At 67.7% G+C, this 20904-nt stretch carries 13 protein-coding genes and 1 pseudogene; 5 read left to right on the forward strand and 9 right to left on the reverse strand.

What is annotated here, in order from left to right:
• A partial coding sequence (locus tag Q9R22_RS12425) for a hypothetical protein (protein WP_311254282.1) occupies positions 1-610 on the reverse strand: 610 nt, incomplete at its 3' end.
• A gap of 263 nt (positions 611-873) precedes the next feature.
• Between Q9R22_RS12425 and Q9R22_RS12430 the strand changes: the two genes are divergently transcribed.
• The 3 genes and pseudogenes from Q9R22_RS12430 to Q9R22_RS12440 all read left to right on the forward strand — a co-directional run.
• Positions 874-2391 (forward strand): amidase, encoded by a 1518-nt coding sequence (locus Q9R22_RS12430; protein ID WP_131333439.1) that lies wholly within the window; start codon positions 874-876, stop codon positions 2389-2391.
• A 124-nt stretch (positions 2392-2515) separates the two neighbouring features.
• Complete coding sequence (gene pgm / locus Q9R22_RS12435; protein WP_131333441.1) at positions 2516-4150, forward strand: phosphoglucomutase (alpha-D-glucose-1,6-bisphosphate-dependent); 1635 nt, start codon at positions 2516-2518, stop codon at positions 4148-4150.
• Between the two features lie 427 nt (positions 4151-4577).
• A pseudogene (locus Q9R22_RS12440) lies at positions 4578-4892 on the forward strand (GNAT family N-acetyltransferase); the annotation flags it as partial.
• 121 nt (positions 4893-5013) lie between these two features.
• On the opposite strand, the gene Q9R22_RS12445 reads toward Q9R22_RS12440, so the two are convergent.
• The 5 genes from Q9R22_RS12445 to Q9R22_RS12465 form a co-directional block, all read right to left on the reverse strand.
• A complete protein-coding gene (locus Q9R22_RS12445) occupies positions 5014-6549 on the reverse strand; it encodes a sulfatase-like hydrolase/transferase (protein WP_131333443.1) in 1536 nt (511 codons plus the stop codon).
• A 247-nt stretch (positions 6550-6796) separates the two neighbouring features.
• A complete protein-coding gene (locus Q9R22_RS12450) occupies positions 6797-7579 on the reverse strand; it encodes a metal-dependent transcriptional regulator (protein ID WP_131333445.1) in 783 nt (260 codons plus the stop codon).
• A 670-nt stretch (positions 7580-8249) separates the two neighbouring features.
• The gene (locus Q9R22_RS12455; RefSeq protein ID WP_165489812.1) at positions 8250-8879 is read right to left on the reverse strand and encodes a hypothetical protein; all 630 of its coding nucleotides are present in this window, start codon (positions 8877-8879) and stop codon (positions 8250-8252) included.
• Between the two features lie 209 nt (positions 8880-9088).
• Positions 9089-13855, reverse strand: a complete 4767-nt coding sequence (locus tag Q9R22_RS12460; protein WP_311254283.1) for a type ISP restriction/modification enzyme — start codon at positions 13853-13855, stop codon at positions 9089-9091.
• Positions 13856-13919: 64 nt separating this feature from the next.
• Positions 13920-14774, reverse strand: a complete 855-nt coding sequence (locus Q9R22_RS12465) for a 3-hydroxyacyl-CoA dehydrogenase (RefSeq protein ID WP_131333449.1) — start codon at positions 14772-14774, stop codon at positions 13920-13922.
• Positions 14775-15027: 253 nt separating this feature from the next.
• Between Q9R22_RS12465 and Q9R22_RS12470 the strand changes: the two genes are divergently transcribed.
• Entirely contained in the window at positions 15028-16443 is a 1416-nt protein-coding gene (locus Q9R22_RS12470; protein WP_131333451.1) for a uracil-xanthine permease family protein, read from the forward strand.
• 8 nt (positions 16444-16451) lie between these two features.
• Here Q9R22_RS12470 and Q9R22_RS12475 read toward each other — a convergent pair whose 3' ends face one another.
• Entirely contained in the window at positions 16452-17510 is a 1059-nt protein-coding gene (locus tag Q9R22_RS12475; RefSeq protein WP_242670484.1) for an enoyl-CoA hydratase/isomerase family protein, read from the reverse strand.
• A gap of 28 nt (positions 17511-17538) precedes the next feature.
• Positions 17539-18591, reverse strand: a complete 1053-nt coding sequence (locus Q9R22_RS12480; RefSeq protein WP_396415676.1) for a YeiH family protein — start codon at positions 18589-18591, stop codon at positions 17539-17541.
• A gap of 244 nt (positions 18592-18835) precedes the next feature.
• On the opposite strand from Q9R22_RS12480, the gene Q9R22_RS12485 reads away from it, so the two are divergent.
• Positions 18836-19804, forward strand: coding sequence for a LysR family transcriptional regulator (locus Q9R22_RS12485; RefSeq protein WP_165489813.1), 969 nt, complete (start codon positions 18836-18838; stop codon positions 19802-19804).
• On the opposite strand, the gene Q9R22_RS12490 is transcribed toward Q9R22_RS12485, so the two are convergent.
• On the reverse strand, positions 19737-20903 hold the full coding sequence (locus tag Q9R22_RS12490) for a serine hydrolase domain-containing protein (protein ID WP_131333459.1): 1167 nt from the start codon (positions 20901-20903) through the stop codon (positions 19737-19739). The two genes, Q9R22_RS12485 and Q9R22_RS12490, sit on opposite strands and share 68 nt — an antisense overlap.
• Position 20904: the final 1 nt, after the last annotated feature.

Consider the following 20904-nt stretch of genomic DNA (forward strand, 5'->3'; position numbering starts at 1 on the left):
CCTTTGCCTCGGGGGCTCCGGTGGCCCTGTCCGTTTCAGCGGATCGGTCGGAGGGAGTAAGGGTTATGCCCTCTCCCACAGTCGCGTGAGTCACCTGGTGAGGGTACGCGCTCTCCGTGGCGAGAACGACGGTCTTCTTCTGGCCCGCAATTACTTCGTATTCATCCCAACTGAAAGCGTTGTGCACCTCGATGATCCGGTTGGTGGCATCGACGCTCGAGCTCTCCGGCGCTTCCGATTCGTTCAGGTAGTCGCCGAGTGGGGTGTATTCGACCAGGTCACCGGCCGGCGTCGTGAAAGTCGCCTTCAGCGTGGTGATTGAGTCTGCGCCCTTGATGTTGTCAACGGTGACGGCCAGGAAATGCAGCGGAGTGTTCGATTTTCCCATCAACTGGCGGGCTTCCTCGACCCCGGACGGCGCTTTCACCTCACCGGTAGCGGTGAATCGTGCCCCGTTATCACCGGCGCCTGACCAGTTCTGCACATCCTGGTACACCTGGGGGCTGGGCGCGCCTACGCTTGATTGGCCGGTGTCCGAGGCGTCATTGTTCGCGGAACACCCGGTGAGCACGACGAAGGCCAAAACCGCGACGGAGAGCGACCGTTTCATGGGGGATCTACTTTCTCGGTGTGATGCGTGAGGGGAAATTCGAGCATACTGCGGCGATTTTGGCGTCGGGATCGAACAGGCGATCATGACGGAGCTCAGAGGGTTGGACTGGTTCGATTCCCGGGTACGAGTCCTCGAAAACCTTTCCCAGGCAGTGTCGGTCCGACCGTCCTCGGCAGCGCCGCCCCCGCTCTGAGAACTTCATGACGCGCAATGGTTAGGCTGGGGTCCCCGCACACGTCCCGAACGCCATGGAGGACACGGTGGAACACTTCCCCACGTTGACCGAGACCGTTGCCGCCCTGCGCCGCGGGGAGGTGACGAGCGAGGAGCTGACCCGGCGGACGCTCGAGCGGATAACCGAGCTCAACGCGCACTTGGGGGCCTTTGTCCATGTGGCCCCAGAGGCCACCCTCGAGCGGGCCCGCAGCGCGGACGAGCGGCTCTCGAGCGCCCGAGGCGACTCCGAGGAGGATGCCTCCGAGCTCCCCGCCCTGCTGGGTATCCCCACCGCGCTCAAGGACGGGCACGACGTCGCCGGGATGCCCACCACGTGGGGCTCACTGACCACGCGGGACGAGACCGGTACCGTGCCGCCCGCCGCCGCATCCGAGCCGCTCGCCGCGACCCTCGAAGCCTCCGGTGCGGTGATCCTCGGCAAGACCCAGGTCCCCGAGTTCCTGCTCAATTGCTATTCGGAGAATCGCGCCTTCCCTCCGGCCCGCAACCCGTTCGCCCTGGACTGCTCCCCTGGCGGGTCCTCCGGGGGTCAAGCGGCCGCCGTGGCCGCGGGGATCCTGCCCGGGGCCGTGGGTTCCGACGGCGGCGGCTCCATCCGGATCCCCGCGGCGGCCTGCGGACTCATCGGCCTGAAACCCAATCGTGGGCGTGTCCCGAGCAACGACGCCCTGTCCAACGTGGGACAACTGGGGGTCAACGGCCCTATCACGCGCACCGCCGGGGATGCCGCCCTGCTCATGGACGTGCTGTGCCACACCCCCGGACACGATCGGATCGACCGCCCCGTCCGGGCCGCGCCCGAGCCGTCCTTCACGGCAGTGGTCGACGCCGCCCTGGCCGGGCGGATGCCGTGGGGTGAGCGCCCGTTGCGGATCGGTGTCAGCACGGCGTCGCCCTTCGACGAGACCTACGACATCTCCGTATCACCCGAGGCGCGTGCCGCGCTCGACGACGGGGTGCGGCGCCTCGAGCGGGCGGGGCACAACGTCGTCGACGCCCGGATCTCCTACGACCCGGCCTACCCGGACGCGTTCTTCCGGCTGTGGAGCACCGTCATGGGGCAGCTGCCGCTAACCGGGCAGGAAGGTCAGCTCACGGGCCTGGCCCGGGCGTTCCGGGACCGCGCGCTGACACGGTCCGCGGTGGATCTCGCCGATGCCGTGGCGGTCCTGCGGGACATCGAGGCCAATGTGATCAGCCAATATGCCCAGTACGACATGATCCTCACTCCGGCGCTGGCCATGCCCCCGCGCCCGATCGGCTGGTTCCACGAGGGCTTCGACATCACCGACCCCGCCGGTGCCGAGCAGGATTATATGCGGCAATGCCAGTACACCCCGTGGACCTCCCTGATCAACGTGGTGGGGCTGCCCGCGATCACGATCCCCACCACGTGGGCTACACCCGAGCGAGGCAACTATCCCGGGCCGGTGCCCATGGGCGTGCACCTGGTGGGAGCGGCGTCGTCCGAGGCGTGGCTGCTCGCGCTCGCGGCGCAGTTGGACCCGCCGACCATGCCGCGCGCGTCCTTGGTGGCCTGACGGCACCTGCTCTGAGCGCGAGCTGCGAGCCCGCTGCCACCGGCCGTTTGGGCCCCGACGTGCGGTGCGCGGAAACCTGCGGAAAACGACTGACGGGCGCCGCGATCGGGACTAGGTTTGAACCATGACCAACCGTGCGGGCACCGTCGCCCAACCCAGTGACCTCGTGGACATCGACCAGCTCCTGGCCGCGTACTTCGACCGCGTCCCGGACGCGGACGATCCTGACCAGCGCGTGGTGTTCGGCACCTCCGGGCACCGCGGGTCCTCACTGAAGACCTCGTTCAACGAGCACCACATCGCCGCGATCACCCAGGCGATCGTGGAGTACCGCGCGGAGCAGCGGATCACCGGGCCACTGTTCATGGGCAAGGACACGCACGCGCTGTCCGGACCCGCACAGGACACCGCGCTGCAGGTGCTCGCGGCCAACGGCGTGCGCACCCTGCTGGACTCCCGGGACGGCTTCACGCCCACCCCGGCGCTGTCCCACGCGATCCTCACGTACAACGCCTCCGAGCCTGCGGACCGCGCGGATGGCATCGTGATCACCCCGTCCCACAACCCGCCCACGGACGGCGGCTTCAAGTACAACCCCCCGCACGGCGGTCCCGCGGACACGGACGCCACCGAGTGGATCGCGAACCGCGCCAACGACCTCATCGCGGCGGGCCTCGATGGTGTGGAGCGGATGCCCCTGGAGGAGGCCGCCGCCGCGGAGACCACCGGGACCTTCGACTTCCTGGACAGCTACGTCTCCGCGCTGCCGGAAATCATCGACCTCGAAGTCATCAAGGAATCCGGGCTGCACATCGGCGCGGATCCCATGGGCTCGGCGTCCGTGGCGTACTGGCAGGAGATCGGCGAGCGCTTCGGGCTGAACCTGACCGTGGTCAACCCCGAGGTGGACCCGCAGTGGGCGTTCATGACGCTGGACTGGGACGAGAAGATCCGCATGGATTGCTCCTCCCCCTCGGCCATGGCGTCGTTGATCGGCAACAGGGACAAGTACGACATCGCGACCGGCAACGACGCCGACAGCGACCGGCACGGCATCGTGACCCCGGATGCCGGGCTCATGAATCCCAACCACTACCTGGCCGTGGCCATCGACTACCTCTACCGCAACCGTGCCGGGTGGTCCCCGGAAGCCGGGATCGGCAAGACCCTGGTGTCGTCCTCGATCATCGACCGCGTGGCCGACTCGCTGGGCCGCCGGTTGGTGGAGGTCCCCGTGGGCTTCAAGTGGTTCGTGCCCGGTCTGCTGGACGGATCCATCGGCTTCGGCGGGGAGGAATCCGCGGGCGCGTCCTTCCTTCGGATGGACGGTTCCGCGTGGACCACTGACAAGGACGGCATCATCCTGGCGCTGCTCGCCGCGGAGATCACCGCACGCACGGGCAAGACGCCGTCGCAGCGCTACGCCGAACTCACCGAGCAGTTCGGGGATCCGGTGTACGAGCGCATCGACGCCCCGGCCGATCGCGAGCAGAAGGCCGTACTGAAGAAGCTGTCCGCCGAGCAGGTCACCGCGGAGACCCTCGCCGGGGAACCCATCATCGCCAAGCTCACCGAGGCGCCGGGTAACGGCGCCACTGTGGGCGGGCTGAAGGTGGTCACGGAATCCGCGTGGTTCGCGGCCCGGCCGTCCGGGACCGAGGACGTGTACAAGATCTACGCGGAGTCGTTCAAGGGCGCGGAGCATTTGGCGCAGGTCCAGAAGGAGGCCAAGGCGCTCGTGGATTCAGTGATCGGCTGAGACCGCAGAACGCGGGACGTCACGGAGGCGGCACTCACCGACGCGGCGTCCCCGAGCCGTCCCGGCGGTGTGGCCTCCCTGCGCAGCAGGGCCGTGAGCGGGAGGGCGTGCAACTGCACGCCCTCTCGTTCGTTGTCGACCATGAGCAGGTCCCGATTCCCGATGGAGGGCCCCCGTGCCGCACTCGAGAACGTCGACCAGCGCTCCACCCCGTCCCCAGCCGCTGGGCAGTCCACGTAGCGCCCGCCACCCGCCCCCAACCCCCCCCATTCTCGGACCCGCCGCCGTGCTGCAGTCCGAACCATGGCACCGCTTCCAGGCCGCCCTGGGCCCCGCCACCCACCTCTTCTCGGGGCCCGGCTGGCACGCCCTGGTCGTTGAGGAGACCTCACGGTCGGGGCGGCTCTGGTACGCGCCGTACGGCCCCGTGCTCACCCACCCGAGTGGCGCGCACGCCGTAATCGAGCTGCTGCACCACACGGCGGGCCGCCGGGGTTTCACCGCGCACGGCTCCGACTCCCTGCGCACGGCCGCCCGCGTGCTGGGCGAGACCGGGAGCTGCACCGCCTACACGAGCTCGGTGGGCGGCACCGTGGTCAGCGCGCTGCTACCCGACGACTCCCCCACCACATGGGTGTTCGCCCCCTCCGGGATGGACTTCGCGCTGCGCAAGCTGCGCCCCAACCAGCCGCTGATCGTCCAGGCGCTGCGCGACGCCGCAGCACAGGGTCAGCCCGTGGCCGACCTCTTCGGGGTGGCCTCCGCGAACGACCCCGGCCACCCCTGGACGGGATTCAGCGCGTTCAAGCGATGTTTCGGCGGGGCGGCCGGAACCGTCTCCGGGGGTCGGACCGCCCGTGCCCTCAGCGCACCAGGTCCTGCGGGTTCCACGCGCGGGTGTAGAACTCAGCCGAGCGGGACTCGAGCAGCAGTGCGTACTCCTCCGGGTCCATGGCCTGGGCCGAGCCCTGGGGAGGCTGTTGCCGCCGGACAGACGTACCGAGGCCCGCCGCGCCGTCGTGCACCGATAGCCCCGCCGCCTCCAGGAGGGTGGGGTACATGGACAGCTGGTCCGCGCCCGCCCGCAGGGGCTGGTCCGAGGACTCCCCCGGGACCCACACGCGGTTGAAGATGGTGCGGTTGGGGTGGTGGTCCAGCTGCTCGTGGAACGCGTCCCCGGCGCTCATGTGCTTGAGGTGGTCCCCCATGACCACCACGGAGGTGTCCTCCAGGTAGCCCTGGACCCTCATGTGCTCGATGAAGCCCGCCACCTGCGTCATGGAGCACGCGAACACCGAGGTCACCTGGTTCTGGGTGTCCACGCCGCAGGAGTCGTAGACGTGCACCGGTTCGTGGGTGTCCAGGGTCAGCATGGACAGGTTGAACGGCTGGCCCGTGCGCTCGGAGCGGGCGTGCAGACGGTCCACCTCGTCCTTCGCGTGGGCCATGAGCCGCTCGTCGCTGAGCCCCCAGTCGCCGCGGAAGTTCTGCTCCGGCTCGCCGGCGGCCCGCCAGTCCGCGAGCCCCTTGTCCTCCGTGTAGCCGTGCGATCGCAGGAAGGCGTCCTTGCCGGCGAACGAGGAGTTGGCCCCGCCCAGGAACGTGCTGGTGTAGCCGTGGTTCTGCAGCACGTCCCCCAGACACATGACACCTCCCAGGTACTGCTCCATCCCGGCGCCGATGTCACTCGAGCTGATGCCCTCCCCCGAGCTCTTGAGGGGGATGCCGCACTGGGTGGATGTGAGCCCGGCCATGGTCCAGCCGCCGCCCTCGTACTGCTGGAGGTCGGTGACGCTGCGCCAGCCGTCCTCCGCGCGGGTGACGTCCTCCAGGGGCTTGAACGCATTCTTCTCGAACAGCTGGTCGTCCGCGAGGGTCTGCTCCCCCGACTCGAGGTAGACCACCACCAGGTTGCGCTTGCCCGCGTCCCCGGTGACAGTGGGCTGGACGTAGCGCGATCCGATGTCGTGCGGGAACTTGGCGGCCTTGACGTAGCGGGGCAGGTCCACCGCGGACGCGAAGCTCGCGGTACCCCCCACCACCACCGCCGCCACCGCGATCGCGGAGACGGAGCGGACCACGCCGCGCGGGGCGCGCGCAGTGTGCCCGGACAGGCGGCGCCGCCACACCCACCGGCCCAGCGCGACCGCCAAGGTCAGCAGCACGGGAAGCACGCCGATCAGCAGCACCGAGACCCACACGATCGACCCGCCGCCGCCGTCCGTCTGCACGGACACCAGGTTCATGCGCATCTGCCCCACGGAGATCTGACCCCAGTAGTGCCGGATCACCCCGGCGGCCGCCAGCAGGGTGAGGCCCAGCCAGATCAGGCCGTAGCAGAGCCCTCGGCCCGTCCACCGGCCCAGCCGTCTGCTCGCACGCAGAAAACCCTCGGACATGTTGTGGACCTCGTGCTCCTCGATCACCGGTGCCAGCCGGCACCGCCGCGGCCCGGGCACGGAGTGCCGCCGCCTACATATTCGTGTTCCTTCAAGGGTAGGACATGTTCCGGCCACCTGCTGTTCACCTTGTGGGCCCGCGACGGCGCCGGACGCAGCAGGGGGAGCCCACTGTCCGAGGCGGCGCCGCTCGGTCCAGCGCGAGCCTGATGCTGTCCGCAGCCGGGCCGGGGAGCGCCTGTCCCGTTCAGCTCGCGTGGGTGAGGGCCTGCACCCAGACGGCCTCCGCCACGAGGATGCCGAGTTCCACCGTGACCCCACCGGACGCTACCGTGCCCACAACGTCGGGTGGCCCCTGCGTCGCCAGAGCTGCGGGCGAGCTGCCCCCCGGGACGTCACCGCCCGGCGTCGTGCCCCCGCCGGCTACGCGCACGCGCACCGTGGCGCTGCGGTCCGGACCCGGAAGCACCCGCAGCACCGCGCCCGGCCGAATCTCGGCCTCCGCGAGCACCCGCAGGGTCTCGGGGCTCTCGTCCGAGACGCGCGTGACCCGCACGGGCTCCGGGTGGGTGACGTCCCCGAGCGGAACGGCCGGGGCGGGAGTGATCACCCCGTCCCGTGAGGGGATCGCATCCCCGTGCGGGTCCTCGGACGGGTGGCCGAGCTTGGCGTCCACACGGTCGATGAATCGGTCGGTGACGGCATGCTCGAGAACCTCGGCCTCGTCGTGGATCTCGTCCCACGTGTAGCCCAGCTCGGTGGCCAGGAACATCTCCAGGATGCGGTGGCGGCGCACCATGTGCACGGCCACGTCACGTCCCTCGGCGGTCAGCTCCACGACCCCGTATGCGGGCCGGGTCACCAGGCCCTGTGCGGTGAGCTTCTTCAGCGCCTCGGACACGGTGGAGGCCGCCAGACCCATTCGCGCGGCCAGCGACGTGGTGGTCACCCGCTCCGGCTCCCACTCGCCCAGCCGCCAGATGGTCTTCAGGTAGTCCTGGGTGGCCGGGCTCAGCTCTGCGGGGTGCACGCGTTCAGCCTAGCGGCCCTCCGGGGACGTCCCCAAGGGTGCGCCCCGCGGCGTTCGCGCCGGGGATGACAGACGGTGACGACGGCGCTGCACCCCCTCTGGGGGCCGCGCCCGGGGTGTGTCCGGGGTCGTTTCGGGTGCCGCGGCACCCGGCGACGCCGCGCCGTCGGCTGGGTGCGAGGGGGCACCGTGCGACGTCGTCAGGCCGTGCGACGGTGACGTGCCTGCGCGCAGGGCCCTGTACTCGCCCCGCGCGTCGATGCAGCGACGGACCTTGCCCCGCACGCGTTCGAGGAACGTGGTGCGGTAGGTGGCATCCGTGCCGATGCTCACGATGAAGTTCAGGACGCTGACGCGGCCAGCACCACGCAGAGCTGCACGAGGGGCAGGCCCACGCGTCGCAGTGTGGCGCGGAGATCCTTGAGCCGGAGTCCCGGGCGGTGCACGTGGCTGGGCATGGGGCCATTCTGACGGAGAGCACGCCGGGGACCCGGCAGCGGCTCGTTCCACGCGGCACTAGGAGGCGGGGCCAGCGGTGGGCGGTGCCCGGCGTCGGCCCCACCTCTGAAACAATTGCAACTTTCGCCGCAATCACCAGTTCAGGATGAGTTTATACCGGGAGCACGTGTCACCCAGGGGCCTAATTCAGCGACCCAGGCTTACTCGGAACTCAGTTCGCACCATCTTTGATCTGGCCCGATTTTATACTGAATACAGAAACGCTGAATCCATATGAAATAATTGCGAATGGAACCAGGACAATTCTAGTTAGATTTTCCACAAACCCTTGTATAAAATGTTGCGTAAAATCGGTCATAAAATTGGGGGAATTCCTCCTCGGATCGACGCCTTCAAGAATATTATTTCGAAAAACGGCCACCTCTCCCCAAGTCGCCACCCCATCCATCAGGAACAGAACGGCCCCAAAAGCGAGGAACCACAGCATGAATGGGGTGTAGGAGCGAACAAACTCCATAAAATACATTTTGAAAAATTTCCCAGAATCTGCGTCCTCTAAATTTTTCGATATGCTTTTGACCCGAATGGTTATAAAAATAGACCCAAGGATGCATGGCGTTAAAAACAAAAGGGCATAGCCATAAAAAGGTAAATCCTGTACTAAATTGTTCACAACATTCGTCGAATACGCCCTATCCCCCAGGTTGACTGGTATTAATAATGCCAATACGCTATAGCCCGCCAGTATTAACTTCTCAACCAGCGATGCCACTTCAACGCGGACTCGTATTTTTTCGTCCGAATGAACTGCGATTCTATTGTCTTCAAAGTATCCCCGCATGCGAATCGGATGCAGGAGCGAACTGAGAGTAAACAGGAAAAAGCATCCTATGAAAGACCAGATGGAGGAGGTGCCCGGACTGCAAAACACCCCAAAAAGTGCGTTGAACCTTCTCTCTGGACTTAGTTTCATTTTTGCATTTCTTCCTCTTTTTCACTCATGCCCCGGCAGCCCCTTCACGATCTCCATGGTTCGCACGCTCACCGTGGTCACGCGCTTGATGAGGTCCACGATGTAGCGGGGTTCTCGTGCTCCAGCGCCCAGTCGTTGGGATCGTTCACGATGCCCGACGCCTTGTCCGTCTTCACCCGGTACCGGTCCAGCAGCCACTCCAGCCCGGAACGTGAGCCCAGCATGTACTCGTGGGCCGCGCCCGGGATGCCGCTGAGCGTCACGTTGCCGTTGTACACGATCACCGAGCGGTCCCTGGACCTGCCCGTGCCGCCCCAGCGCATTGTCGTCACCCGGTAGAACGCGGGGTCGGACTCGTCACCCGTGCTGTGGGATTCCGTGAGAGGATACGGATCCACGGTCTCGTAGCCGATGTGCAGGTCCATGAGCTCGCGCCCCGCCGCCGCATACGCACGGAAGTCCTCGACGGAGCCCGGCAGCGGAATGCGCGGCAGCTGCCGCTTGAGGTCTGCCGCGTACTTCGCCCGGTAGGCCGGATCGTGCAACTGCGCGTACACGCTCGCAAAGATCTCGTCCTTGCTCACGCCCTCCCCGAAGGCCTCGGTGTAGCGCGCCAGGGTCTCGTCCGTCACGTTGTCGAGCCGCCGGTACCCGCCCACGACGACGCAGCTCTCGCCCCCGCCCAGCCCCAGGTTCAGTTCCGCGGGGTTCTCGTTACCGGTAGGCGTGTCGAGGGGTTCGTAGGTGTAGCGGGGGAAAAACTGCCCGGTGTCCAGCAGGTGCAGGTCTGGGATGGCGTCCGTGGCCAACAATGTGAAGGCGTAGTGTGACCCCACGCCGGTGAGGTAGAACCCGTAGTTCTCGTGCTCCGGGGCCGGGAACATGGAGGGCATCCGGTAGAGCATGTCGTTGAGTGACCGGTCGAAATACAGATGTTGTTTGCTGAACGGCCGGTATGCGCTTCGCACGATCTTGGCCTCGTCAAAGGTGTATTTACGGCGCCGCGCCAGGTCGTTCAGAGTGCCGCGGTTCCAGCTCATCTTGGTGGGGTCGTAGTCGGCGTGTTTCTTCGCCTGGGCGAGGATCTCCCCAGCCGTGCGGCCTGTGGGGTCGAACGAGGCCGATGTGGCATTAAAGGTAGTGACGATCCTCCGCATATTGTTGGCCAGGTGGCGGGCTGAGTAGTTGTAGCACCACGAATCGCGCCCGCTTTTGAGACCGGCCGAGTACGACCGGCAGATGATTCCATCGCGGTCATTCTCATTCTTGGCGCCCAGCGGCGCGTACTCCTGGAACTCGTCCGTGGACTGGTTGAGCCACTCCCCCTTGGCGTTGGGCTCCAGGGTCTGCCAGCCCTCGTCGTTCAGCCCCGCCGTGCGGATGATCTCGAGCTTCGCCTCGCGGGAGAGGTAGTCCCCAATGTCCCGGTAGCGCAGCTCACAGTCCCCGGTGTGGGCGGGATCTTTGACGGCGAGCAGAACAGCCACCGTGGCGCGGCTTCCGCTGCCGAAGACCTTGCCACCCTCTTTGCGGGACTGTTCTCCTGCGGTGCGCTGGTTGCCCCGCAAGTTGAACACATACAGCCGGTCGAAGTCCGTGACCAGCGACTTGCGGATGCCGTCCGCCGAGTTCCCGTCGATGTACCCGCCGTTGGTCACGTAGGCCAGGATGCCCCGGTCCCCAATCCGGTCGGAGCCCCAGCGCATGGCGCGCACGTAGGAGTCGTAGAGGCTGTTCTTGTTCTGCCCGCTGCCCAGTGCCGCATACGTGTCCCGGATCCGGGCGTCGAGCGTGGGGTAGGCCAGGTTCGCGTTGTTGTCGTTCGCGCTGGTCTGCCCCACCGAGTAGGGCGGGTTGCCCACGATCACGCGGATGTCCGCATCCAGCTGCTTCTGCGCGCGGGAGTTGTTGCCAGTGAACACCTCACTATCGATCACATCCTTGTCCTCGGACATCTGGAACGTGTCCCCCAGCACGATCCCCTCGAACGGGACATACATCCCGCCCTGCACACCGTGGTAGGTGGCCTCGATGTTGATGGCCGCAATGTAGTAGGCCAGCAGCATGATCTCGGTGGCGTGCAGCTCCTCGGCGTACTTGCGCGCGAGGTCGTGGGGTTCGATGATGCCGGACTCAATGAGTCGCACCATGAACGTGCCGGTTCCCGTGAACGGGTCCAGCACATGCACGTCCCGATCCGTGAGCCCCACCCCGAAGTGCCGGCGGGAGAGCTCATTCACCGAGCGCAGGATGAAGTCCACGATCTCCACCGGGGTGTACACGATTCCCATGGCATCCGCCTGCTTGGGGAACGCCTTGGTGAAGAAGTTCTCGTACAGCTCCGTGATGATCCGCTGCTTGCCCTCGGGGTTGTCGATCCCCGTGGCGCGGCGCTGCACGCTGTCGTAAAAGGACTGCAGCGTGGCCGTCTCGGACTCCAGGTTGTTCCCGGCCAGCGTGTCCACCATCCGCTGCATCACCACGGACACCGGGTTGTGGGCCGCGAAGTCGTAGCCTTCGAACAGCGCGTCGAACACCGGCTTGGTGATCAGGTGCTGGGACAGCATGGAGATGGCGTCCGTGACCGAGATGCCGTCGTTCAGGTTGGCCCGCAGCGCCGTCACGAACGTGTCGAACTGCTCCGCCACCTCCGGGGCGGGGTCCTGGGTCACCAGCGCGGTGATCCGCTCGGTGTGTTTGGCCGCCACTTCGGCAATGGTCGCGGACCAGTTCTCCCAGTACTCGCGGTCCCCCACCTTCTGCACGATCTTGGCGTAGATGGCGTCCCGCCACTCCTGCGCGTTCTCGAATGGGAGGTCCAGCACGGTCTGCTCGCCGTGCTCGTTGGTGGGGACCACCACCGTGGAGTCGTCGTCCACGGTCACCGGGATCACGTCCAGGCGGTCGTCGCGGTCCTGGTTGAGATCGATGTGGTTGACCATCGCCTCGAAGCGGTCGTCGTGCGAGCGCAGCGCGTTGAGCACGGACCAGATGACCTTGTACTTCTTGCTGTCCTTCAGCGCGGCCTCCGGAGCCACCCCCGAGGGAATGCCCACCGGCAGGATGATGTACCCGTAGTCCTTGTCCTTGGCCCGGCGCATCACCCGTCCCACCGATTGCACCACATCCACCTGCGAGTTGCGGGGGTTGAGAAACATCACCGCGTCCAGGCTGGGCACGTCCACGCCCTCGGACAGGCACCGTGCATTGGTGAGGATGCGGCACTCACCCTGCTCGGGCTCCGCTTCCAACCACCGCAGCTTGCCGCCCCGCTGCGCCACGTTCATGGTGCCGTCCACGTGCTCAGCGCGCAGCAGCAGATCCTGCGGATTGTCCTGGGCGAGCTGCTCGCTCACCCGCTCCAGGGCGTCAGCAACCCGCTGCGACTCGCGGATGTTGGAGGCGAACGCCACCGCGCGCCGCATGGGACCCGGGGCACCCGGGTGCGGAGCGGCGTCGTCGTCCATGCCGCCCTGGGTGGAACCGCGGGTGGAGAGGCCCTTCCAGCAGCCGACCATGCGAGCGACGTCGTCAATGCTGAGCTGGCCGTCCTCGTCCGTGAGCAGCTCCTGGAACTGGCGCGTGATCGCGGCCTCGTCCACCGCGAGCACCAGGACCTTGTAGTCGCTGAGCAGACCGCCCTCCACAGCCTCGCCGAAGCCCAGGAGGTGGAACTCGGGGCCGAACAGCGTCTCGTCGTCCATGGACGCGACCACCACGGAGTTCTCCTCCGCCTTCTTCCGCGTGCTCTCGTCGAACACGCGCGGTGTGGCCGTCATGTAGAGCCGCTTGGCACCGCGGATGAAGGACTGGTCGTGCACGCGCACGAACGCCGAGTCCTCCTGGCCGGCCAGCGTGGCGCCCGTGGTGCGGTGGGCCTCGTCGCAGACGATCAGGTCGAAGTCCGGGAACCCCATCTGCTGCGCCTCGTGCAGCACGTCGATGGACTGGTAGGTGGAGAACACCACGGTGCGCCCCGCGTAGTCCGGAAAGCGGTTGAGCTGCGTGATCAGACGCTCCGGGCTCGTGGTGGCCGGCAGCGCCAGGTCCGTGGAGGAGATGTCGTCCGCGGTGTTCTTGCCCACCTTCACGTCCGAGCACACCGCGAACGCCCGGAACTCCTCGGAGGCATCCCGCTTCCACTCCGTGAGCGTCTGCGAGAGCAGGGAGATGGACGGCACCAGGAACAGCACCGTGGCGTTCTCCGGGGTCTGCTCCCGCATGATCTGCAGGGAGGTGTACGTCTTGCCCGTGCCGCACGCCATGATGAGCTTGCCGCGGTCGTGGCTTTCGAACCCCTCCTTGACCGCCGCCATGGCCTGCAGCTGGTGCGGGCGCGGGGACTTGCCCTCGTCCGTGCGGACCATGTGCTCCGGCTGGTCCAGGTTGAACTGGGACCAGTCGATGGGGGCATTTGCCAGCTGATCCAGCCCCACCGTGGACCATGGCTTGTCCAGGTTCTCGATGGTCTTGCGGGCGTTGCCACCCAGCTCCTTGCGGGACGTGGAGACCATCAGGCGCTCGCCGAACTCAGCGGTGGCGGACGCGGAGATGAAGGAGTCGACGTCCCCCTTGGCGATCACCTTGTCCGGATCCTTGAACTTGCACTGGATCGCCACCTTCTCGCCCGTGTCCGCGCGGACACCCACCAGGTCGACGCCGATGTCCGAGCGGTTGCCCCGCTCCGGGTACTCGTTCCACAGCCATACCTTGGAGAACGAGTACGCCCGATCCGTGAGCAGGTAGGACCGCATCAGCCGCTCGAACTTGTCCCCGCGGTCACGGGTGTCCAGCGCCCCGTAGTAGAGCTTGTCGAGCAGTTCACCGAACGCGTCCTGGGTCATGCCGTTCATTATTCATGGACCTCCGGGAGGGTCCGGGAACCCACGCCGGGGCTTGGCCGGGGCATCACTCGTACGTGTAGAACCCCTGCCCGGAGCTGCGCCCCATGTGACCCTGGTCGATGAACTCCCGCTTCACGCGTTCCGCAACCCGCTGGGACTCCTCGGTCCCCGCATTCATGTTGATCTGGTAGTAGGTCTCCATGCCCACGTGGTCCAGGATCTGGAACGGGCCTAGGGGAGAACCGGTGGCGGTGCGCCAGGTCTTGTCGATGTCCTCGGCCTGTGCGATGTCGTTGACCCACAAGTGCGATGCCGCCGTCAGGAACGGCACCAGCAGGGTGTTGAGGATGTAGCCCGCCTGCTCCTTCTTGATGTGGATGGGCACCATCCCGATCTGCCCGGCGAACTCCAGGACGGCCTCGGCCGCGGCCGGATCCGTGCCCGCGTGCCCCATGACCTCACCGGTGTTGTTGCGCCACACCTCGTTGGCGAAGTGCAGCGCCAGGAACCGCTCCGGGTGGCCTGTGGACTCGGCAATGTCACTGGGCAGCAGCGTGGAGGAGTTGGTGCACAGGACGGCTTTCTCCGGCGCGGCCGCACCGATCTGGGACCACACCTTCTTCTTGAGTTCCAGGTTCTCGGGCACGGCCTCGATCACGATGTCCGCGTCCTGCAGGGCCGCCCCGAGATCCGTGGTGCCGCTCAACCGGGCCTTGGCCGCCTCTAGTTGCCCGGGGGTGGCCGCCATGTCCCGCGTGTACAGCAGGGACAGCTTCTCCCACTTGCCGGGCAGCGCCCCGACGATCTCCTCGCTGATGTCGTACACGGTCACGGTCTTGCCGAAGTACGCCGCCTGGAACGCGATCTGCGATCCGAGCACCCCGGATCCGACCACGGTCACGTTGGTCAGTTCAGCCATGATGTCCTCCCCCACTCCTGTGTGAGTCACGCTCGCGCGAGTCGGCCTCCCGCGGGCCCGGTGGCCACGGGCGTGGCCCCCGTCACTCACCCTACTCGCCCGTAGATTTCTCGCCAGGCGCCGACAACGCCGCACGGCCACCTCCCGCGGCACCTCACCACCGCGCGTGGGCCCCGCACCACCAGTCGGGCCCCACCCGCGCACTAGAATCCTCGGGGCGGCACCCACGGCCCGCCCAGGACAAGGAGCACCCATGAGTTCGTCGGTTTTCCCCGACCACACCCCGCCACCGCAGGACGAGCAGCACGAGCCGCGCAAGCAGGACCGGCGCGGCGGCGTCGTCGAGCGCCTGGGCCTGAACTGGCGGCTGCACGGGGACGGCAGGCACGTGGCCCCGGGGGACGTGGTGACCCCGCGGGAGCGGCTGGCGTGGCCGCGGACCATCTCGATCGGCGCGCAGCACGTGGTGGCGATGTTCGGCGCCACGTTCCTGGTGCCGCTGCTCACCGGCTTCCCGCCGGCCACCACGCTGTTCTTCTCCGGCATCGGCACGGTGCTGTTCCTGGTGATCACGGCGGGGCGGGTGCCCAGCTACCTGGGGTCCTCGTTCGCGTTCATCGCCCCGATCACCGCGTCCGTGAACCAGTACGGTCCGGGCGGGGCGCTCGGCGGCGTGATCATGGCCGGTGCCGCGCTGTTCCTGATCGGCGTGATCGTGCAGATCGCGGGCACGGGGTGGCTGCAGAAACTCATGCCGCCGGCCGTCACGGGCACCATCGTGGCCCTCATCGGTTTCAACCTGGCCCCCTCCGCCAAGCAGAACTTCACCGCGGCACCCGTCACGGCCCTCGTGACCCTGGGTTCGATCATCCTGATCTCGGTGTTGTTCCGCGGGCTGCTGGGCCGCCTGTCCATCCTCCTGGGCGTGGCGATTGGCTATGTCACCGCCGTGATCCGCGGTGAGGTGGACTTCACCTCGATCCAGGCCGCATGGGATGAACAAAGCGTGTTCGGCCTGCCCCAGTTCCACTCCCCCGAGTTCCACCTCAACCTGGCCGGGTTGTTCATCCCGGTGATCCTGGTGCTCGTGGCGGAGAACATCGGTCACGTGAAGTCCGTGGCCCTGATGACCGGCGACGACCTGGACCCCTACATGGGCCGCGCCATCATCTCGGACGGTCTGGCCACCATGATCGCGGGCTCCGGCGGCGGTTCCGGCACCACCACGTACGCGGAGAACATCGGAGTCATGGCCGCCACGCGCGTCTACTCGACCGCCGCGTACTGGGTGGCCGCGCTCGTCGCGATCCTGCTGAGCGTGCTGCCCGTCTTCGGCGCCGCGGTGGCCACGGTCCCCCAGGGTGTGCTGGGCGGAGCGGCCACGGTGCTGTACGGCATGATCGGCATGCTGGGCGTGCGGATCTGGGTGCAGAACCGCGTGGACTTCTCCAACCCGGTCAACCTCACCACAGCAGCGATCGCGATGATCGTGGGCATCGGCGACTACACCTGGTCCTTCGCCGGGCTCGACTTCGCGGGCATCGCCCTGGGCACCGCCGCCGCCCTGGTGGTCTACCACCTCATGGCGGGCATCGCCCGCGCCCGCGGCTCGGTGGGCTCGGACCCGCTCACCCCGGACACCTCGCAGAGCCCGTCGCCGCTGGGCTGACCCGCGGTTCACACACTGATCGGGAGGTCCGATTCCTGGTCCGCCACGTCCCGGATCCGGTCCATGTCCACCTCGGCCACCGTGGCCGGCTCCCACTGCGGGTTCTTGTCCTTGTCCACGACCATGGCGCGCACGCCCTCGATGAAGTCGTGGCCCACCGCAGTGTCCTCCGCCATACGCAGTTCGCGGCGCAGGCAGGAGACGACGTCGTCGTCCTGCGCGCCGCGCTGCAGCAGCTCGAACACGCGCGCGAGCGACGTGGGGCTCATCCCGTCCAGGTCCGAGCCCGCGTTGCGCGCGACCTCCTCGAAGCCGTCCGCACCGTAGGTCGCCACGATCTCGTCCCAGCGCCCCACGAGTTCGGATTCCGGGGCCTGCTTGGCATATGACGACGTCGCGGCGTCCACTCCGTCCGCCAGCACGGTGTCCACGAACGCGTCCACGTCCGCGGAATCGATGTAGGTGTCCGCCAGCCCCAGCGCGATCGCATCCGCACCGTTGATGCGCGCACCGCTCAGCCCGAGGTAGCGGGCGACGGCGAGGGATTCGTGGCGAGCGGCGTCGTCGGTCGAGGAACCGGCACCCCGGGTGACGCGCGGCAGGAAATAGCTCGCGCCGATGTCCGTGAAGAAGCCGATGGCCGTCTCCGGCATGGCCATCTGTGTGGTCTCCGTGACCACTCGGTGCGAACCGTGCACGGACAGGCCCATGCCGCCGCCCATCACGATGCCGTTCATGATGGCCACGTACGGCTTGGGGTAGCGCGCGATGATCGCGTTCATGGAGTACTCGGTGCCGAAGGCGTCGCGGATCTCGTCCTGGCGGCCGCCCAACGCCCCCTCGCGGACCTCCTTGATGTCCCCGCCCGCGCAAAACGCCTTGGCGAGCTGCGAGCGGATCACGACCTGCGTGATCGCGGGATCGTCCCGCCACATCTGCAGTGCGCTGACCAGCTGGTGGTACATGCTGCGGTTCAACGCGTTCAGCGCCTTGTCACGGGTCAGGGTCAACAGCCCGGTCTGGCCCTGGATCTCGGCCCGGATGAACGATTCTTCAGTAGCCTTCATGTTTCCCATGCTAGCCAGCACCATGGGCTCATGTGACGACCAGCATGCCCCCGAGGGCGGTGGCCGCCACGACGACCGTGGAGATCGCACCGAGCAGCACGGGCTTGAAGCCCACTCGCACGAGTTCCTCGGCCTTCACCCCGAGCCCCAGCGCGAACATCGCCATGCTGAGACACCACGTCTCCAGCGTGCCCAGGGCTCCCATGACCGGTTCCGGGAGGACGCCGCTCGAGGCCACCAGCACGGCGAGCACGAACCCCACCACGAACAGGGGCACGATTGGGGGTCGCTTGCCGTTGCGGGCGGCGGTGCCCGAACGGCGCGCCCGGATCCCCACGATCGTCATGATCGGCGCGAGCATGACCACACGGGTCAGTTTGACCAACACCGCGGACGCCAGTGCCGCCGAGCCGATGGTCCCTCCCGCGGCCACGACCTGGGCGACCTCGTGGATCGAGCCGCCCGCCCACAGACCGGCCTGGTGTTCGGTCAACCCCAGGACCCCGCTGAGGAGCGGGATCCCCGGGATCATCAGACTGCCGTAGAGCACCACGAGTCCCACGGCGGTCGCGACGTCCTCGTCCTCCGAGTCCGTGACCCCCTCCACCGCGGCCACGGCGGCGGCCCCGCAGATCGAGAACCCGCACGCGATCAACAGGCGCTGTGCGCGCGGGACCCCCATCAGGCCGCCGATCCACACTGTGGTCAGAATGCCCACGCCGACCACGGCCACGACGACCGCGATCATCCCGAAGCCGAGTCCCGCGATGTCCTGGAGCGAGACGGACAGGCCCAGCAGGACGATGCCGACGCGCAGGACCCGCTTGGCGGCCACGGCGATCCCCGGAGCCAGAACCCGGGGCAGCCGGACCACGTTGGCGATCAGGGCGCCCACGACGATCGCGATCAGCAGCGGGCTCACCCCCGGGATCAACCACCCGAGCACGAGGGATACGGCCATGCCCACAGCGCAGAACGCCAGCCCGGGGAGGACCGCAGCACGGGAACCCGGTTGCCGTTCAGTGCCAGGGGCAGCCGGGGGCGCGGGCATCGTCGCACGCGCCACTGGAACAGGATGCATGGCCGATGCCGCGGCTGCGGCGGTTGCCGAGGTCGACGCCGCTCCTCGCGGGACGACTGCGCCGCTGGGAGCGCCCCGCCCAGCGAGCGCACCAGTCCCACCGAGTATGCCTGCCCCGCCGAGGGCGCTTGTCCCGTCATGGGTGCCGTGGGAAGATTCGTGACCCGTTGCCATGCCTCCACTGTGCTCGCGCGAACACCCGCCGGGTAGTCGTGATCTGAGCATTGGGTCATACACTGCTGATATGGCCGAGGTCGATCTCTCCCTGCTGCGCGTGATCGTGGCCGTCATGGACCACCACTCCATGGGCGCGACCGCCCGCGCGCTGGACATGGCCCAGCCCAATGTCTCACGCGCCGTGGCCCGCGCCGAGCGGATGTGGCGGCTGCGCCTGCTGGAGCGCTCACCCACCGGGTCCAGACCCACCCCCGAGGGCCGCGCCGTGGCCGAGCGCGCCCGCAGGGTCCTCGCGGAGTACGACGGGTTCACGACAGAAATCGAGAAACTGCGCCTCGAGTGGACCCAGCACGTGAAGGTCGCGGCATCCGTGACCGTGGCCGAGTACCTGGCCCCCACGTGGTTGTCCCGGTTGCGGGACTCCCACCCGGGGCTGGAGCTGCAGTTGTTCGCGTGCAACTCCGCGGAAGTCATGCGTCGCACGCGCCGGGGCGTGGTGGACGTGGGCTTCGTGGAGAGCCCGGATCCCGCGGAGGGGCTGCGAGAAACGGTGGTCGCTCGGGACCGACTGGAGGTCGTGGTGGCCCCGATCCACCCGTGGGGTCAGCGCACCGAGCCCTTGACGGCTGCGGAACTCGCGGCCACCCCGCTGGTCATGCGTGAAGAAGGATCGGGAACGCGACGCACACTGCTCGCCGCGCTCGCACCCCTCGTCCCGGTGCCCCCGGCCATGGAGCTCAGCTCCAACGCGGCGGTCCTCGGTGCCGTGCGGGCCGGGGTGGGCCCAGCGGTGCTCAGCGCGCTCGCCGTCGCCGCGGAGGTCGAGCGCGAGAACCTGGTGCGCGTGCCCGTGTTCGGCGGCGTGCTGGACCGTGATCTGCGCGCGGTGTGGCGCGCGGGTCTGGACACGGACGGCGCCGCGTGGCACCTCGTGGAACTCGCGGCGCACGCGCACCGCGCCACCCCGTTCAGCCCAGATCGCACTGCGCGAGCGCGGCCAGCAGATCCTTGGCCCGGCGGTCCACGTTCTCGCTGAGCATCTCGTTGGTGTGGAACGAGAAACCGATCCGCGCGTCCGGCCAGACCCCGTGCAAGCAGCCGCCCGCGCCGGAGTGACCGTAGGCCCGCTCCACTGGGCCGTACGTGCACAGGGGGTCCTGCACCTCAAACCCCAGCCCGAACGCCACGGGCCGGTCGTTCACCGCGTCCCTGCCGCGGGACCACGTGCGCGTGAACGTCTCGAGGGTCGCCGGTGACACGAGTTCACCCGATGCCACGAGCGAGTAGAACCGCGCAATCGCATCCGCACCGGCGATCCCGCCTCCCGAGACCAGTCCGCTCGCGTGGAACGCGCGGGAATTGGCGGGCAGTTCCTCCCCGAGCAGTGCGTTTCCGTACATCCGCTCCACGATGGCGCGCCTTTGCGGATCCTCCAAGAACGTGCTGATCGCGTACCCGGTGGCGCGGAACACGGGAGCCACCCGGTCCTCGAGCTCGGCGGGCAGTCCCAGGTACAGCTCGAGCCCGTGGGGCCGGGCCACGTGCTCGCGCAGCAGCTGTCCGGCGCGGTGACCCGTGACCCGCACGAGCAACTCCTCGACCATATGCCCGAACGTCACCGCGTGATACGCCACCTTGCTCCCGGGGTCCCACAGGGGCTCCTGCCGCGCGAGCACCGCCGCATGCGCGGAGGCGTCCAGCATCCCGGCGGGAGGTTCCGGATCCGTGTACACGAGTCCCACGGTGTGATCGAGGACCTGCGCCACGCTCACATGCTCCTTGCCGCGGGCCGCGAACTCGGGCCAGTAGCGCGCCACGGGCTCGTTCACATCCAGCAGCCCTCGGTCCACCGCCATGGCCACGAGGGTTGCGGAGACCCCCTTGGTCCCCGAGAACATCACGGCCAGGGTGTGCTCGTCCCACGGCCGCTCGACCGCGTCCCCCGGGGAAGACCGGCGGTCGAACGATCCCCCGTGCAGCCGGATGAGCGGGCGCCCGTCCCGGTACACGCAGAAGGACATCCCTCCGTGTGCGCGGGACAGGTGCTCCTCGAAGGTCTCACGCACCCGGCTCACGGCGGGGCCGCGCAGGTTCGTGTGCGCCGTCGTCAGCTCGGCCCGGCTTCGGACGGTCATC

The organism is Kocuria sp. PD6, from assembly GCF_031844145.1.
Classification (GTDB): domain Bacteria; phylum Actinomycetota; class Actinomycetes; order Actinomycetales; family Micrococcaceae; genus Kocuria; species Kocuria marina.